The 14,200-nt window shown below is 68.6% G+C and carries 18 protein-coding genes and 3 pseudogenes; 8 read left to right on the top strand and 13 right to left on the bottom strand.

Going from position 1 to position 14,200, the window contains the following annotated elements:
• Window positions 1-6: 6 nt before the first annotated feature.
• The 4 genes from ALI22I_RS24110 to ALI22I_RS47905 are packed head-to-tail and all read right to left on the bottom strand — an operon-like array spanning window position 7 to window position 1,110.
• Complete coding sequence (locus ALI22I_RS24110) at window positions 7-333, bottom strand: hypothetical protein (protein WP_077007814.1); 327 nt, start codon at window positions 331-333, stop codon at window positions 7-9.
• Window positions 330-455 carry a hypothetical protein gene (locus tag ALI22I_RS54775; RefSeq protein WP_274522997.1) on the bottom strand — a complete coding sequence of 42 codons (126 nt, stop codon included), beginning with the start codon at window positions 453-455 and terminating at the stop codon, window positions 330-332. Before ALI22I_RS54775 ends, ALI22I_RS24110 begins: the two co-directional genes overlap by 4 nt.
• Window positions 455-754 (bottom strand): helix-turn-helix domain-containing protein, encoded by a 300-nt coding sequence (locus ALI22I_RS24105; protein ID WP_077007813.1) that lies wholly within the window; start codon window positions 752-754, stop codon window positions 455-457. Before ALI22I_RS24105 ends, ALI22I_RS54775 begins: the two co-directional genes overlap by 1 nt.
• Window positions 751-1,110 carry a hypothetical protein gene (locus ALI22I_RS47905; protein ID WP_179118337.1) on the bottom strand — a complete coding sequence of 120 codons (360 nt, stop codon included), beginning with the start codon at window positions 1,108-1,110 and terminating at the stop codon, window positions 751-753. Before ALI22I_RS47905 ends, ALI22I_RS24105 begins: the two co-directional genes overlap by 4 nt.
• A 227-nt stretch (window positions 1,111-1,337) precedes the next feature.
• Here ALI22I_RS47905 and ALI22I_RS24095 point away from each other — a divergent pair, with 227 nt between their 5' ends.
• Together ALI22I_RS24095 and ALI22I_RS24090 are read left to right on the top strand one after the other, a co-directional pair.
• The gene (locus ALI22I_RS24095; RefSeq protein ID WP_077007811.1) at window positions 1,338-2,552 is read left to right on the top strand and encodes a helix-turn-helix domain-containing protein; all 1,215 of its coding nucleotides are present in this window, start codon (window positions 1,338-1,340) and stop codon (window positions 2,550-2,552) included.
• Between the two features lie 8 nt (window positions 2,553-2,560).
• Window positions 2,561-3,076 (top strand): flavoprotein, encoded by a 516-nt coding sequence (locus tag ALI22I_RS24090; RefSeq protein ID WP_238598536.1) that lies wholly within the window; start codon window positions 2,561-2,563, stop codon window positions 3,074-3,076.
• Between the two features lie 96 nt (window positions 3,077-3,172).
• Here the strand turns inward: ALI22I_RS24090 and ALI22I_RS24085 are convergent, their stop codons facing one another.
• Genes ALI22I_RS24085 through ALI22I_RS24075 form a run of 3 tightly spaced genes read right to left on the bottom strand, consistent with a single transcriptional unit; the run spans window position 3,173 to window position 6,026 of the window.
• Window positions 3,173-4,384 carry an acyl-CoA dehydrogenase family protein gene (locus ALI22I_RS24085; RefSeq protein WP_077007809.1) on the bottom strand — a complete coding sequence of 404 codons (1,212 nt, stop codon included), beginning with the start codon at window positions 4,382-4,384 and terminating at the stop codon, window positions 3,173-3,175.
• A complete protein-coding gene (locus tag ALI22I_RS24080; protein ID WP_077007808.1) occupies window positions 4,384-5,388 on the bottom strand; it encodes a phosphotransferase family protein in 1,005 nt (334 codons plus the stop codon). Before ALI22I_RS24080 ends, ALI22I_RS24085 begins: the two co-directional genes overlap by 1 nt.
• The gene (locus ALI22I_RS24075; RefSeq protein WP_077007807.1) at window positions 5,385-6,026 is read right to left on the bottom strand and encodes an HAD family hydrolase; all 642 of its coding nucleotides are present in this window, start codon (window positions 6,024-6,026) and stop codon (window positions 5,385-5,387) included. The genes ALI22I_RS24080 and ALI22I_RS24075 overlap by 4 nt, the downstream gene beginning before the upstream one ends.
• Window positions 6,027-6,681: 655 nt before the next feature.
• Here ALI22I_RS24075 and ALI22I_RS24070 point away from each other — a divergent pair.
• Window positions 6,682-7,716, top strand: coding sequence for a tetratricopeptide repeat protein (locus ALI22I_RS24070; RefSeq protein ID WP_179118336.1), 1,035 nt, complete (start codon window positions 6,682-6,684; stop codon window positions 7,714-7,716).
• A gap of 463 nt (window positions 7,717-8,179) precedes the next feature.
• Here ALI22I_RS24070 and ALI22I_RS24065 read toward each other — a convergent pair whose 3' ends face one another.
• The 3 genes and pseudogenes from ALI22I_RS24065 to ALI22I_RS55650 form a co-directional block, all read right to left on the bottom strand.
• Window positions 8,180-8,782, bottom strand: a complete 603-nt coding sequence (locus tag ALI22I_RS24065) for a short chain dehydrogenase (protein WP_077007805.1) — start codon at window positions 8,780-8,782, stop codon at window positions 8,180-8,182.
• Window positions 8,783-8,864: 82 nt separating this feature from the next.
• Window positions 8,865-9,350, bottom strand: a pseudogene (locus ALI22I_RS55655) (MmyB family transcriptional regulator); the annotation flags it as partial.
• Window positions 9,351-9,747: 397 nt separating this feature from the next.
• Window positions 9,748-9,936 carry a hypothetical protein gene (locus tag ALI22I_RS55650; protein WP_443216959.1) on the bottom strand — a complete coding sequence of 63 codons (189 nt, stop codon included), beginning with the start codon at window positions 9,934-9,936 and terminating at the stop codon, window positions 9,748-9,750.
• A gap of 160 nt (window positions 9,937-10,096) precedes the next feature.
• Here ALI22I_RS55650 and ALI22I_RS24050 point away from each other — a divergent pair, with 160 nt between their 5' ends.
• On the top strand, window positions 10,097-10,927 hold the full coding sequence (locus tag ALI22I_RS24050; protein WP_238598535.1) for an NmrA family NAD(P)-binding protein: 831 nt from the start codon (window positions 10,097-10,099) through the stop codon (window positions 10,925-10,927).
• A 69-nt stretch (window positions 10,928-10,996) separates the two neighbouring features.
• Here the strand turns inward: ALI22I_RS24050 and ALI22I_RS24045 are convergent, their stop codons facing one another.
• A complete protein-coding gene (locus tag ALI22I_RS24045; RefSeq protein ID WP_077007804.1) occupies window positions 10,997-11,521 on the bottom strand; it encodes a DUF6886 family protein in 525 nt (174 codons plus the stop codon).
• A gap of 64 nt (window positions 11,522-11,585) precedes the next feature.
• Between ALI22I_RS24045 and ALI22I_RS54770 the strand changes: the two genes are divergently transcribed.
• On the top strand, window positions 11,586-11,717 hold the full coding sequence (locus tag ALI22I_RS54770; RefSeq protein WP_274522996.1) for a hypothetical protein: 132 nt from the start codon (window positions 11,586-11,588) through the stop codon (window positions 11,715-11,717).
• Window positions 11,718-11,754: 37 nt separating this feature from the next.
• On the opposite strand, the gene ALI22I_RS24040 is transcribed toward ALI22I_RS54770, so the two are convergent.
• Window positions 11,755-12,189, bottom strand: a complete 435-nt coding sequence (locus tag ALI22I_RS24040; protein WP_077007803.1) for an Hsp20/alpha crystallin family protein — start codon at window positions 12,187-12,189, stop codon at window positions 11,755-11,757.
• A gap of 101 nt (window positions 12,190-12,290) precedes the next feature.
• Between ALI22I_RS24040 and ALI22I_RS24035 the strand changes: the two genes are divergently transcribed.
• The 3 genes and pseudogenes from ALI22I_RS24035 to ALI22I_RS54765 all read left to right on the top strand — a co-directional run.
• Window positions 12,291-12,917 (top strand): hypothetical protein, encoded by a 627-nt coding sequence (locus tag ALI22I_RS24035; RefSeq protein WP_077007802.1) that lies wholly within the window; start codon window positions 12,291-12,293, stop codon window positions 12,915-12,917.
• 44 nt (window positions 12,918-12,961) lie between these two features.
• A pseudogene (locus tag ALI22I_RS55645) lies at window positions 12,962-13,084 on the top strand (Mu transposase domain-containing protein); the annotation flags it as partial.
• Window positions 13,085-13,113: 29 nt separating this feature from the next.
• Window positions 13,114-13,287: pseudogene (locus ALI22I_RS54765) on the top strand (ATP-binding protein); the annotation flags it as partial.
• A 36-nt stretch (window positions 13,288-13,323) separates the two neighbouring features.
• Here the strand turns inward: ALI22I_RS54765 and ALI22I_RS24025 are convergent.
• Complete coding sequence (locus ALI22I_RS24025) at window positions 13,324-14,130, bottom strand: alpha/beta fold hydrolase (RefSeq protein ID WP_179118335.1); 807 nt, start codon at window positions 14,128-14,130, stop codon at window positions 13,324-13,326.
• Window positions 14,131-14,200 lie beyond the last annotated feature (70 nt).

Here is a 14,200-nt window from a genome sequence, read left to right as displayed (position 1 = left end):
ATCGGTCTACTCCACTTGATCAGTAAACGATGAGCCGTTCAGCCAGACCACGTGTAGCTGTCGAACCTCGGCATCTCCTGTGCTGATCTCGAAGGTCATCAAGGCACGTTCCACGCTGTCCGACACGAGGCGGAAGTCTCCTTCGACCGAGTTGACGTCGGCGCGGTCGTCATAGGCCAAGCCGTACCCGGCAACCCTGGCGTAATCGCGTTCGCCGTACTCCTCGACGATGGCGAACGGCTGCGGTGCACCCTCCCTCGCCAGCTCCCCGATGAACTCGGTGAACTCCTCGTCGGTGTCGTAGCCCGACTCGACCTGTGCCGGTTTGCTCACGCGTCAGTCCTCCGGAGGCTGTTGATGAGGTCGGCCAGCCCGTCGCCCAGCAGCAGGGCGGCGTACTCCAACGCCGCCTGCATATGACTGGACGGCTGGATGTCCGACGTGCTGATGGGCACTACATTGCCTCTCTGGTGGGAGTTTCCGGAGTGGGTGACGAGGATGTGGTGGTTGCCGGTGCGACCTCGAAGAGATCCTCGAACTGCATCGGCGCGAACGCGATCAACGCTCCGGCGATGAACGCAGGGCCGGGCTGAATCTCGCCGCTCACCACGCGGGAGATGGTGGAGCGGTTGATACCCATCGCCTTGGCCAGGGCGTAGTCCGAGCGAAAGCCCGCGAGCTTGGTTGCCTTGGTGAACAGGCTCGAACGCAGTCGGACGGTGTGGGGCACCGCAGCTTGCTTCTGCTTGGTCATGACGCGTCGGAGTCGTGCGTCCCGACTTCGACGGGGACGGCACTGAGCGCCTCCACGACTTGGCGGGACAGTCGAAGAGGCCGGACCGGCGAACCGACCGAGTCCTCCCCGACCTGCAAGAGGTACGGCTGTCCTGCGGCCTTCATGGCGATGGCCTGAGCCAATTCGTTGAGGTCGGCAGCCAACTCGGCTTCTACTTCGGCCAGGTCGACGGTGTACTTCGGCTCCCCATTCGGCCCGGGGATCATGGTAGGAGCGACGTGAACGCTCTCGTCCATCAGACGAACGATGTAGCGCCCGAGGCGGCTGTTGACGCTGGTGAGCCAGGTGTTGAACAGCAACTCGTCCTTGGTCATCGCCTGCAACACCGGCCTTCCCGCCAAGCAATCCCGTCCCCTGTTCGAGGCGTCACCACGCCTGCTCACCACCTGTCATCCGTCCACCGATGAACGGCACTCGAACGCAAGTACCGGTGGTCAAAGCTAGGCAGGACTGAGCGTCACGAGTTGTACAAAATGTGTGACAACCCGCCAGCTACCCTGGCTTCAACGCTCAACAGCTCGGACGAAGCCGAGGGGGTCGCATGCCGGACACACCCGACGAGATCGGCAAGCGCGTCCGCTACTGGCGCCTACGCCGCAACCTCGGCCGCAAGCAGTTCGCCGACATGATCGGCCGCTCGACCTCCTGGCTGGACAAGGTCGAGTCGGGCGAACGCAACCTGGTTCGCATACCGACCATCGAGGTGGTCGCCGAAGCGCTGGCCGTCGACCCCAGCGTGCTCACCGACGCACCGGCCGCCGCCCGAGCCCTCGACCGCGTGGACGCCGCCGAGGTCAGCGCCATCCGGGCAGCACTCGGCAGGTACCCCGGACTCGCCGACCAGACGTCCAAGCCGGCCAGTCTCACCCAGCTCGCGCGCCAGGCCGACTACATCGACCACGCCTGGACGGCATCCCACTTCACCACCGTCGCCCAGCACCTGCCGAAACTGCTGGAAGCGGCACAGCACGCCGCACTGACCACGCCACCCTCCGAGCTGGTCGACGCCTACCGCGTACTCATCACCACCTACCGCCTGGCATCGTCGATGCTGCTCAAGTTCGAGAGCCACGACATCGCCTGGCTGGCAGCAGACCGAGCCATGCACACAGCCCTGGCCATCGACGACACCTGGTCACTGGCCCGAGCCACCCGCAGTGTCGCCCGCGCCATGACCGCCGCCCGCCAACGCGCCGAGGCGGTCGACACCCTCCTGGGCATGTCGGACCGGATGCGTCCCGAGGTGCCCAAACACCGGAGCAGTCTGCTCTCCCTCCACGGGATGCTCTACCTGGCTGCCTCCATCACCGCGGCCGAGCAGGAAGATGCCGCACTGGCCCTGGCCATGCACGAGGAAGCCAACCAAGCTGCGGAGCGCATGGTCGGCCACTACGAAACCCACCACACCTATTTCGGCCTCGCCAACGTCGCCATCCACCGCGTCGCCGCCCTCGTTCGCCTCTGCGAGGCCGAAGCCGCCCTCCGCTTCGCCGCGACCATCCCCCTGAGTGCCCTCAACACACTCCCGCCGGAACGCCGCGCCAACCACCTGCTCGACCTGACCGAGGCGAACGCCCGCTGCGGCAAGTTCCCGGAAGCCGCGCGAACCCTCGCCCAGGCCGAACGCACCGCCCCGCAAGAGGTCCGCTCCCGACCTCTGGCCCACGGCCTGCTGCGGATGCTGCTGACCAACACCAACGGAGAGCCGGGCCGACTGGTCCGGCAGATGGCAGAACGAGCCGGAGTACCCGCATGACGGAACGAGTGCTCTACCTGATGATCTGCGGCGCCGGACCCGCCAGCCACATCGACGTCGCGATCAAGCTGGCCCACGATGCGGGCTGGTCGGTGTACTGCGTAGCCACACCCGCCGCAGTAGAGCACTTCCTGGACCTCGACGAGCTGGAACAGCTCACCTGCCATCCCGTCCGCACCGGCTACCAAGGACAAGGGCAACCAGCGCTGCCACGCGCCGACGCCGTGATCGTCGCACCGGCCACCTACAACACGATCAACAAGTGGGCGGCGGGCATCGCGGACACCTACGTGCTTTCACAGCTCGCAGAGCTGACCGGCCTGGGTGTACCGATCGCAGTCCTACCGTTCGTGAACACGGCACTTGCGGCCAACGCCGTCCTTCACCGCAGCTTCGACGTCTTGCGTTCCTCGGGCGTGAGAGTGCTGTTCGGAGAGGACGGCTTCCAACCACATCCACCGAGGCAAGGGAACCGTGTCATGGCCGCCTACCCTTGGCATCTGGCCATCGACGCGGTCCAGTAGAACGGGCCACAACCGCCGTAATGCCGGCCTTTCATGATCGGTATCCGGCCTGCGCCCACCGTGGGGGGGGCGCAGGCCGATCCGAGTCGTCCCCGGTTACAGGTACCGCTTGAGCTCCCTCTTGGCCAGCGACATCCGGTGGACCTCGTCCGGGCCGTCGGCCAGGCGCAGGGTGCGGGCCGCCGCCCACAGCTCGGCCAGCGGGAAGTCCTGGCTCACGCCGCCAGCGCCGTGTGCCTGGATCGCCTTGTCCAGCACCCATTCCGCCATGATCGGGGTGCCGATCTTGATGGCCTGGATCTCGGTGTGCGCGCCCTTGTTGCCGACGGTGTCCATCAGCCACGCGGTCTTGAGCACGAGCAGCCTGGCCTGCTCGATGCGCACGCGCGACTCGGCGATCCACTCCTGCACCACGCCCTGGCGGGCGATGGGCCGGCCGAACGCGACCCGTCCGATCGCACGGCGGCACATCAGTTCCAGCGCGCGCTCGGCGATGCCGATCAGGCGCATGCAGTGGTGGATGCGGCCGGGGCCCAGGCGGGCCTGGGCGATCGCGAAACCCTCGCCCTCACCGGCGATGAGGTTGTCGGCGGGCACGCGCACGTTGTCGAACACGATCTCGGCGTGGCCGCCGTGGGAGGCGTCGGTGTAGCCGAACACGTGCATGCCGCGCTTGACGTGCACGCCCGGCGTGTCGCGGGGCACCAGGATCATCGCCTGCTGCTGGTGCCGTTCGGCGTCCGGGTTGGTCTTGCCCATCACGATGAAGATCGCGCAGTTCGGGTTCATCGCGCCCGACGACCACCACTTGCGGCCGTTGACCACGTACTCGTCGCCGTCGCGTTCGATGCGGGTGGCGATGTTGGTGGCATCGGAGGACGCGACGTCCGGCTCGGTCATGCAGAACGCGGACCGGATCTCGCCGTCCAGCAGCGGCGCCAGCCACTGCTTCTTCTGCTGCTCGGTGCCGAACATCGCCAGCACCTCCATGTTCCCGGTGTCCGGCGCGGCGCAGTTGAGCGCTTCGGGCGCCAGGTGCGGGCTGCGGCCGGTGATCTCGGCCAGCGGCGCGTACTGGAGGTTCGTCAGGCCGCCGCCGTGCTCGGGGTCGGGCAGGAACAGGTTCCACAGACCCTGGCGCCGGGCTTCGGCCTTCAGCTCCTCCAGCACCGGCGGCCGGGCCCACGGGTCCTCGGCGTCGTGCAGCTGCTGCTCGGCGACCGGTTCGGCGGGGTAGACGAACTCGTCCATGAACCGCAGCAGCGTGGTGCGCAGTTCCTCGGTCTTGGCGTCGTAGGCGAAGTCCATCAGTGCTCCCCTGAGGTCGCGGCGAGTCCCTGCCGGACCAACGGCAGGGTGAGTTGGCCGATCTGGTCGAACCCCGCTCCCACGGTCTGGCCGCGGGTGAAGCGGAAGTGGATGCCTTCGAGGATCACGGCGAGCTTGAAGTAGGCGAACGCCGTGTACCAGGCCAGGCCGCCGGTGTCGGCGCCGCTGCGCTCGGCGTAGCGGCGCACCATCTCGTCGGTGCCGGCGAACCCGGGCAGCGTGGGCACGGTGCCGGTGATCGGGTCGTCCTGCGCGCCGATGCCGTTCCAGTACACGCACAGCAGACCGAGGTCGGCGAGCGGGTCGCCGAGGGTGGCCATCTCCCAGTCCAGGACCGCGCTGATGTCCAGCGGGTCCTCGGTGACCAGGACGTTGTCCAGCCGGTAGTCGCCGTGCACGATCGTGGCGCGGGCGGAGTCCGGCACGGTGTCGGCGAGCCGGTCGCGCAGCTCGTCGATGCCCGGCAGTTCACGGCTGCGCGAGGCGTCCAGTTGTTTGCCCCAGCGGGCGACCTGGCGTTTGAGGAAGCCGTCCGGTCGGCCGAAGTCGCCGAGGCCGACCGCCTTCGGGTCGACCGCGTGCAGGTCGGCGAGCACGTCGACCAGCCGTTGCGACAGGGTCCGCGCCTTGTCCGGGGTCAGCCACGGGCACTGGTCGCGGTGCCGCAGCGCCGCGCCGGGCATCTCTTCCATCAGGTAGAACGGCGCGCCGATGACGTCGGTGTCCTCGCACAGCAGCTCGACCTTCGGCACCGGCACGGCGGTGTCGGCGAGGGCTTTGATCACCCGGTGTTCGCGGGACATGTCGTGCGCGGTGGCCAGCACGTGGCCCAGCGGCGGGCGGCGCAGCACCCAACGATGCGTGCCGTCGGTGACCCGGTAGGTCAGGTTGGAGCGGCCGCCGGGGATCAGTTCGCCGGTCAGCGGACCCGTCTTGAGGTGGGCGGCGAGCCGGTCGAGGTCCAGGCCCGGTAGTCCGGTCATGCGGCGGCTCCCCTGAGCTGGGCGATCACGGCGCGCGTGCTGTCGGCGTCGGTGTGCCGGTGGGCGTGCAGGCCGACCGCCTGCGCCGCTTCGACGTTGACCGGCGCGTCGTCGAAGAACACGCAGCGGTGGGCGGGCAGCCCGATGAGGTCCAGAGTGTGGTGGAAGATGCGCGGGTCCGGCTTGCGCAGCCCGATCCGGCCGCTGATCACGATGGTGTCGAACAGCTCCAGCAGCAGGTCCTCGGGGTAGCCCTCGCCCCAGCTGTTGGACAGCAGCACGGTCCGCAGGCCGTCGGCGCGCAGTTCGCGGACCAGGTCGACCATCTTCGGGTCCGGGTGGGCGCTGCCGAACATGCGGCGCAGCAGGCCTTTCGACGCCACCTCCCGCCCGTCGAGGGTGGCCAGTTCGGCGGCCAGCAGCGCCTCGAACTCCGCGGGCGTCAGCTCGCCGGTCTCCAGTCGGGACACCGGGTTGTCCGGGGCGGCCTGTCGTCCCATCCAGTTCCGCATGGTCGCGCCGTAGCGGTCCCGGTCGATGTTCTCCGAAGTCAGCCAGTCCTCGATGAAGGCGGGCACGGAGACCGTGAGCACGCCACCCCAGTCCAGCACCACCGCGTCGATGCGCCGTTCGTCCACGCCGCGAGGGTACCGACCGGTCGGTATGTAGGCAACACGGGGTGCCCGGTTCCCCGTAGTAACCGGGAAACCGGGTGGATTTGACTCGGCAGTCTCCTGACCTGGGGGATTCCGGGGTTGGGGTTGTGGTTGTCGGCGCAGGTGTCCGCGGACGAGGAGTTGGAGCGGATCTGGCCCACATAACGTGAAGGTCACGGCAAGAGGTGTGGACATTGGGCTTCCAAGTCGGAAGGCAGCTCGCTCCGAGCCTCGGATCCGTACGCTCGCCAAGCAGCAGATCAAGATCAGGCCGTAACCCTGCACGTTATGCGGACCAGGACCAAGTAACGCTGACACGGCCAGCCGGGGAGAACTGGCCGATGTGGAGCTCGATCGGATCGGACAACACCCTGGCGGCGAGTGATGGGGCACCGCAACCCTCGGTGCCACTTCTGGAGATTCGCCACAGTATCGGCGCGCGGAAGCTGACATCTTCGAATGCCCAGCGACTCCTCGCCGAGATCGGAAGGCTGCGCGCACAATGTCCTGAGCGCCTGTCTCGGTCTGCGCGCCGAACGGCGTCACCGATCGGAATCGCTGGGAGGACACCTTGGCCCGTCGTTGGGTTGACAAGCTGGTCCGCTGGGCGATGCGGGATCTGTCCGGTGCCGAGGAGATGGCGGTGCGTGCCCGCCGGCTGGCTGCCCGGTCCCCGCGATACGAGCACGACCTCACGTCGGTCCTGCTCCTGCTCGCGCAACGGCAGGTCGAGGCGGGGCGGCCGGACGACGCACTGGCCACTCTCGCCGAGGCGGTGCAGGTCTGCCGGCGCCGGGCCGACGGGGAGTCGGCCCGGTTCGAGCCCAACCTCGCCGCAGCGCTGCGTTCCCGGTCCCTCCTGCACGCCGAGCTCGGCCGCTGGGAGCACGCGCTGTCGGCTGCGGAGCAAGCGGTCGATCTCTACCGGCGGCTCATGCCCGGCGACCCTGAGCGGTTCGAACCGCGTTACGCCAATGCGCTCGACCAGTTCGGCATCTGTCTGTCCGAGTGTGACCGCCTCGAGGAGGCGGTGCCGGTCGCCGAGCGCGCCGTGCGGATCGTGCGGCGTCTGTCCGCCGGCTCGCCGGACGAACGTCTTCCCGATCTCGCCCGCTGCGTGCAGAACCTCGGTGCGCTCCTGATCGACGCGAGACGATTCGAGGAAGGCCTGCACGCCACCGAGGAGGCCATCCGGCTCCGCCGTCGGCTGGACCGGGACGAACCCGGCCGGTACGAGACCGTCCTCGCGGACTTGCTGCGCAACCGCGACCTGTGCCTGACCACGTGGACGCGGCATGTGGCCGAGCAGGCCGCGCCGGACGAGGTGGTCCTCGGCCCCTATCCGCTGTGCGACGCGTGCAAGCAGGTCAACGGCGGCCTCGTGGCCGTGCGGCACCGTCAGGTCCATGTGCGCGCCCATGGCAAGGAGTCCTGCGTCGACCAGGGACTCGCCGGGATCATGGCGGGGTTATGGGCGGTCTGTGACACCACCACCTGTTGTGAGGACGAGGACGGCAGAGCCTACGTGGCACCTGTGGCGGGACAGGCCTTTGCCGCCGAGGAGTTCCTGGCCGGCCTCGGGATCCGGGTCGAGAACGAAGGTGGTGCGCTCTACTTCGCACTGCCGAGTAGTGCAGGGAGCTACCGCATGGACAGCGACGCGCGGCCGTAGCGGGCGGCGGGAGCGCCGACTGGCCGTGTCAACCCGAAGTGGATCTCGTTCTGGTCCGCATAACGTGCAGGGTTACGGCCTGATCTTGATCTGCTGCTTGGCGAGCGTACGGATCCGAGGCTCGGAGCGAGCTGCCTTCCGACTTGGAAGCCCAATGTCCACACCTCTTGCCGTGACCTTCACGTTATGTGGGCCAGATCCGTTGGAGCGTCTGTGGGAGTTCCCGGAGATCGGCTCTTCGGCACCGTCGACATCGAAGGCGGACTCGCCCAACTCGGCCCGACCGGGTACCGGCCGCCGCGCGTACGCGACCCTCTTCTGACACCGATCCGTCGGCGGCTCCAGTGCCGCTCGGTCAGGGCGGCTGCCAGTGGCGCCCGTAAACCCGGAAGCCCGCAAACAGCCCGAAGCCTGTTCAGAGGCGTGCATCGCGCAGCGTGCCCGACAGGGGCGAGTAGCGCGGTCATCCATACGCGCGGATGATGCTGCCGGTGTCGTCGCCTTCAACGCAGTGCAGATAGTGGTCGACGAGTTCGTCCATCGGTACCGGACGCATGCCGGGGAAGTGTTCGTCGAAGGTGGCGACGGAGTCGCCGATCATCGTGGGGCTGACCACGTTGATCCGCATACCCCGCGGTAGTTCGATTGCGGCCGACAGGGCGAAGCTGTGCAGCGCGCCGCTGATGACGCCGCCGCCAGTGACGTGCGGCCATGCGTGGTCGGCGAAGATTCCCGATGTCAGGGTGAAGGATGCGCCGTCGGCGCAGTGGTGCTGGCCGGTGAGAACCAGATCGACTTGCCCGAAGAACTTGGCTCGCATGTTCTCGTGCAGCGCGTCTGATGTCAGCGTCTTGAACTCGTCGAGCGCACCGTGCGCTGCGATGCTCACGACACTGTCGACCGCCCCGACCTCGCGGTACATGGCCTCGATGGTTGCGTGTGAGGTCAGGTCGACGTGGACGTCGCCCGAGGTGCGACCGGCCACGACAACGTCGTGGCCGTTGGATCGCAGTGCGGGCACCAATCGTCGTCCGATGGTGCCGCCGACGCCGACGATGATCCTCATCGTGCGTTCTCCTTCTGAGACGGGTTTCCTGGCGAGCGGCGTCGATCGAGGGTCTGTGCCAGCAATGTGAGTGCGTCGGCGTCAGGTGTGCCGAGACGCGCGATTCGGACGGGCGTCGCGCCCACGCTCGCGCGAACTCTGGGCTGTCGACTGCGAGTTGGCCAACGAGTTGTTCGAGCTCCGGGTCGGTCGGGTGCCGTGCGACCGCCTGATGCAGGGCTGCGACGGTGACTTGCGCCTTGGCGGTCCAGTCGCGGTACAACGCACGGTGGTGCGGGTCGAGGAACAGCATTCGGGTGACGTTCGGCCGAACTTGCGTGTCTGGGGCGTTGAAGTCGACGTGGCTGGCCAGCAGAGCGTGACCGAGGCGGTTCCACGCGAGGACGTCAGCGCGATGATCGATAACGATCGCTGGTGTCCCAGGCATCGCGGCGAGCAGCTCACGCACCAACGGCCTCAGCTTGGTTCGCCAGGCACGAGGCCGAGTCGGTCGTCTCGGAGCGGCGAGGGTCCGCAGGTGTTCGTACTCGGCAGGATCGAGCCGCAACGCCGCGGCCAGCGCGTCCATGACCGCGGCAGAAGCGCTACGGCTGACGCCCTGCTCGAGTCGCGTGTAGTAGCCGACACTGACCCGGCGAGCTCGGCCAGTTCCTCCCTGCACGGCCCCCGGACTCGCCGATGAGTAGCGCCGGGCTCGATGCCCGCTGCCGCCGGCGTCAAGCGTTCACGCCTGCTGCGCAGGAACCCGCCGAGATCGTTCGTTCCGGTGGTGATCCAACCCATCGTCCCGCCAATCGCCGGCCTCCGCCTGCCCCAAACACGGATACCTCCGCGGATCTCCCGTGCATCACATGCAGCTTTTTAAGCCACCTCTCATAAACGACCCCTTTCTGGGAAGAACCCGCCGGGCAGCCCGGCGGACCCCTATCAGGAAGGGTCGGCTACGCCCGCTGCTCAGACCTGACTCAGGAACTCCGGTCCCAGCTCGACGTCCTGGAGGCGCACGGCACCAGCCGCGACAAGACCTTCGCGGAGAAGGTGTCCACCCGCGTCCGGGTGTGCCCGGAGTTCGGGGCCGCGCTGGAGATGTGCCGCCAGATCAGGGCCCGGACCTGGAGATGCTCGCCGGACCGCTGCCCGGCATCGAGTACCACGGCGATCCCGCCTCGGGCGTTGATTTCCACAAAACGTGAACGCGCTGTTCGCGTTTGACAATCCGGTATTTCTCCCGGCATCCTCCGTTCAGTCGCCGACTTGCCTCGTCAAGCCCCTCACCAGGGCTTATGAGTCATGCCCCGAGTTTCACGAGGAGGAATGATGCCGATTCTGGTCACCGGTGCGACCGGCACCGTCGGACGATGCGTGGTGCGCCGCCTGCTCGACGCGGGCCGGTCGGTCCGGGCGCTGACCCGCGATCCGGCCGCGGCCCGGCTGCCGGCCGGAGTGGAGGTGGTGACCGGTGACTTCACCGACCCGTCGTCGCTGGCACCGGCGTTGCGCGGGGTGGAGCGGGTGCACCTGGTGTCGATGGAGGGTGACGGCCCCGCGATCGTGGACGTGCTGGTGCAGTCGGGAGTGCGGCGTCTGACGCACCTCGGGCACAACGACCCGAGCCGTCCCGACGACGATCCGCTGGAGTCCTGGCACCGGGTGTTCCACCGGGCGATCGAGTCGTCCGGGATGGAGTGGACGCACCTGTTCCCCGCCGAGTTCATGGCCAACACACGGGAATGGGCGCCGTCGATCCGGGCGGGGAGCGAGGTGCGGGCGCCGTTCGGCGACTGGAACAGCACGATGGTGCACGAGGACGACATCGCCGCGGTCATCGTGAAGGCGCTGTTGGAGGACGGGCACGCGGGCCGGACCTACCAGCCCAGCGGCCCCGAACCGGTGCGGCGCCGGGACGCGGTCCGGATGATCGGCGAGGCCATCGGCCGTGACGTCGAGTTCGTGGAACTCACCCCGGAACAGGCCCGTGACCTGTGGCGGGACATCTACCCGCCCGATGTCATCGGCTGGTTCCTCGAGATGGGCCGCTACCCCGACGGCAACAACTGGGTGTCCCCGGACATCGAGCAGGTCCTGGGCCGCCCAGGCCTCAAGTTCAAGCAGTGGGCTCACGACCACGCCGCCGACTTCCGCTGACCCCGGTGTCAACGAGCCGAGTCCGTCGAGCAGCCGCCCTGTCCCGCGCGTTCAGCCCGCCGGTCGCCGTCACGCGGGTTCCGGCACGGCGTTGCGCAGTCGGATACCGCTGAAACCCAACGTGCTGCCCACCACCCTTCGCCAGAACGGCCACAGGTTGGTCATCAGCCGCACTTCGATCCCGGCCTCCTCGTGCAACGCCAGCAGGTCTCCGACCGGCTCCGGTTCGCCGAGCGGTTCGACGGGTTCGGTGGCGACGTGCGCGTTGGGCGGATCGCCGATCGGCCGGAACGCCCCGGCGTCGAACCGGTACGCGTACAGGCGCGTCGTCTGCATCCGGCGCAGCCAGCCGAACTCGATCGCGTGCACCCGCTCGGCACCCAGCCACGCCCGGTCCTCGGCGCTGGTGGTCGGCTCCACCCACGTCATCGCGCGCGGGCACTGGCGTGGGAACCAGTAGTCGGGTGACCGCCCGTGGTCGACGGCCCAGACGTAGGCCCCGGGCTGCCGTGCTGTCGCCGCGACGTGCGGCTCGAACCGGGTGATCGTCGGGTCTTCCGAGAAGTGCAGCACTTCCCCCTGTGCAGGTCGCATGACCGGCGATCCTCGCGGAAATCGGTTGGCGCGAGCCACCGGTTTCCGCTCATGCGAGCGGTCCGTGAGCGTGGTGGACCGGCCGCTGCTCGACCAGTTGGGCGCCGTGGCGGGCAGCGACGTGTCCGCCCTACCGGTCGGGGCTTCGCGGTGGTTGTGGTCGGTGGACGACGTGCACCGGGCCTACCTGCCGTAGACCCGGTGCACGTCCGGGAGCCGACGGCGGTCGGTGGTCAGGCGTTGATCTCCTTCGGTGCGCCGCCGGTCTGGCCGATGGTGATCTTGCGCGGCTTCGCCTTCTCGGCGATCGGGATGCGCAGCGTCAGCACGCCGGAGTCGTAGTCGGCCCGGATCCGGTCGGTGTCGAGCGAGTCGCCGAGGAACAGCTGGCGCGAGAACACGCCCAGCGGCCGCTCGGACAGCTGCACCTGGACCTCTTCCGTGCGGTGCGGGCGCCGCTCGGCCTTGACGGTGAGCACGTTGCGCTCCACGTCGAGCTCGATCGCGTCCGCCGTGACACCGGGCAGGTCGAACTCCACCACGAACTCGTCCCCGGCGCGGTAGGCGTCCATCGGCATGGGCGTGGGTCGCGACCAGGTGCCCGGTCCGGTGAAGAACTGCTGCGCCAGCCGGTCGAGCTCGCGGAACGGGTCCGTGCGCATCAACATCGGGAACACCTCCTGGTTGTGGGGTCAATGCGCTGCCGACACCAGTTCTACCATGTCGTCATTCCGTTGACAACACCGAATGTCATCGGTAAGTTGACGTCATGGCGATCGGAGATTACGAGGCCGTCCGAGAGGCGGCCACCGGGGACGACGACCTCAGTGCGGGGCAGGTGTTGTCCGCGCTGGTCCTCCTGCGGCGGCTGCGTGACGAACTGGCCGGATGGGAACCACAGCTGATCGCCGCGGCGCGCGATCTGGGCACGAGTTGGGCCGAGCTCGCGCCCGCGCTCGGGGTGGCCAGTCGGCAGGCCGCCGAGCGCCGGTACCTCAGGCTGCGCCCGTCGGAACTGGGCGCGACGGCCGAGGGGCGGGTGCGCGCCGAGCGGGACAAGCGGGCGGCCGACCGCGCGGTGTCGCAGTGGGCGCGCGACAACGCCGCGTCCCTGCGCAGCCTGGCCGGCCAGGTGGGCCGGGTGGACGTGGTGGTCCGCGAGGCGCTGGCGGAGGACGACGCCGTGGCGCTGCTCGGGCCCTTGACGGCGGCCCTGGGCAGGGTGCGGGCGACCAGCCCCGACCTGGCCGAGGAGATCCAGGCCGTCAGCGACCGGGCGGAGGAGGTGCGACGCGACACCCAGACGTTGCGGGACAACCCGACGCCACGTGATGACCGGACGCCCCGGGACGGGAGGCTGCAGGACGGTCCGGCACCGCCCGGGAGCCTCGCCTAGACGAGTAATTCCGAAGTCGGGGTCTTCTCGAGCAACCCAAGCTGATGCCGCTCCCGGGTGAGCGGTTGGACACGGCCCGGTTGCTCTCGGCGCGGGTGGACAATCGAGCTCGGGTGTCGGTGAGGCAGAACTTCTACTCGGTCCCGGCCCGGTTCGCCGGCCACCGACTGACCGTCCGGCCGCTCCCCTCGGCGCGCTGGCCACCGGTGGCTACCCGGCCGCCGGGGAACCCGTCGTGCTGCTCGGCGACTCCGGCACCGGCAAGTCCCACCCGCTGGCAGGTCTCGGGCTCGCCGCTTGTGAGCAGGGCCGACGGGTCCGCTACGTGACCACCGCCCAGCTGGTCAACGAGCTCGTCGAGGCCGCCGACGAACGCGTCCTGTCCCGCGTCGTGGTCCGACGGCGGTCAGGCCGGCTGGTGCGTCGGTGTGAAGAACTCGATGAGTGCCGCGGCGAGCGCCTCGGGATGGGTCAGGGGGGCGGCGTGCCCGGTGCCGGGGACCTCCTGCACCCGCGCGTTGGGGACGTGGTCGGCCACGTACCGGGCGCTGGCGGCGAAGAAGGGCTTGGTGTCCGATCCGAGCAACACCGTCACCGGAGCGGAGATCGCGCCGAGTACAGCCGGATCAGTGGCGGGGTCTCCGTACTCCATCACTTGCTGAAGGAGATTGAGCAGTTTCGGGACGTAGCGCCCTGCGGCTTCGCAGTAGCCGGCGTCATCTGCCACGGCGATCTCTTCGTCGTTGAAGGGGAAACCGAGGAACGCGCGAACCGCAGCCGTCAAGTCGCCTTCGGCGGCCAGTTCGCCCGTGCGGGCGAGGGCGTTACCGATCAACACCTGCGCCTCCTGGTCCGCCAGGCTGAGCACCCCGGGCTCGAAGGGAGCCACCGACGTGACCGCGTCGGAGTGCGCTGCCACGCCGAGTGCATGGCCGGCGCCACCGGACCAGCCCACGAGCCCGATCGGTTCCCCGATGCTGTCGATGTAGGTGAGCGCGTCGTCGATCTGCCGTCGGACACCGAGGTCGGGGTGATCGCCGCTGAGGCCGCGGCCGCGCATGCTCGGCAGATGGCACGTGAACCGGCCGGCCAGGTGTTCCACCACCCGGTTCCAGTCGATGTCCCCATCGCCCACGGCCCCTTGCAGGAACACCAGCGGCGACCCGTGGCCGTGCACGGTCGCACCGATGGTGACGCCGTCGGTGGTGGTCACGTAGTGGGTGCGTTGGCTGCTCATCGCTGTCTCCTTCGTCTCAGGTGGCCATACCCGCAACGATCACGCA

The organism is Saccharothrix sp. ALI-22-I (assembly GCF_001984175.1).
Taxonomy (GTDB): domain Bacteria; phylum Actinomycetota; class Actinomycetes; order Mycobacteriales; family Pseudonocardiaceae; genus Actinosynnema.
This window is presented reverse-complemented; position numbering and strand designations above follow the sequence as displayed.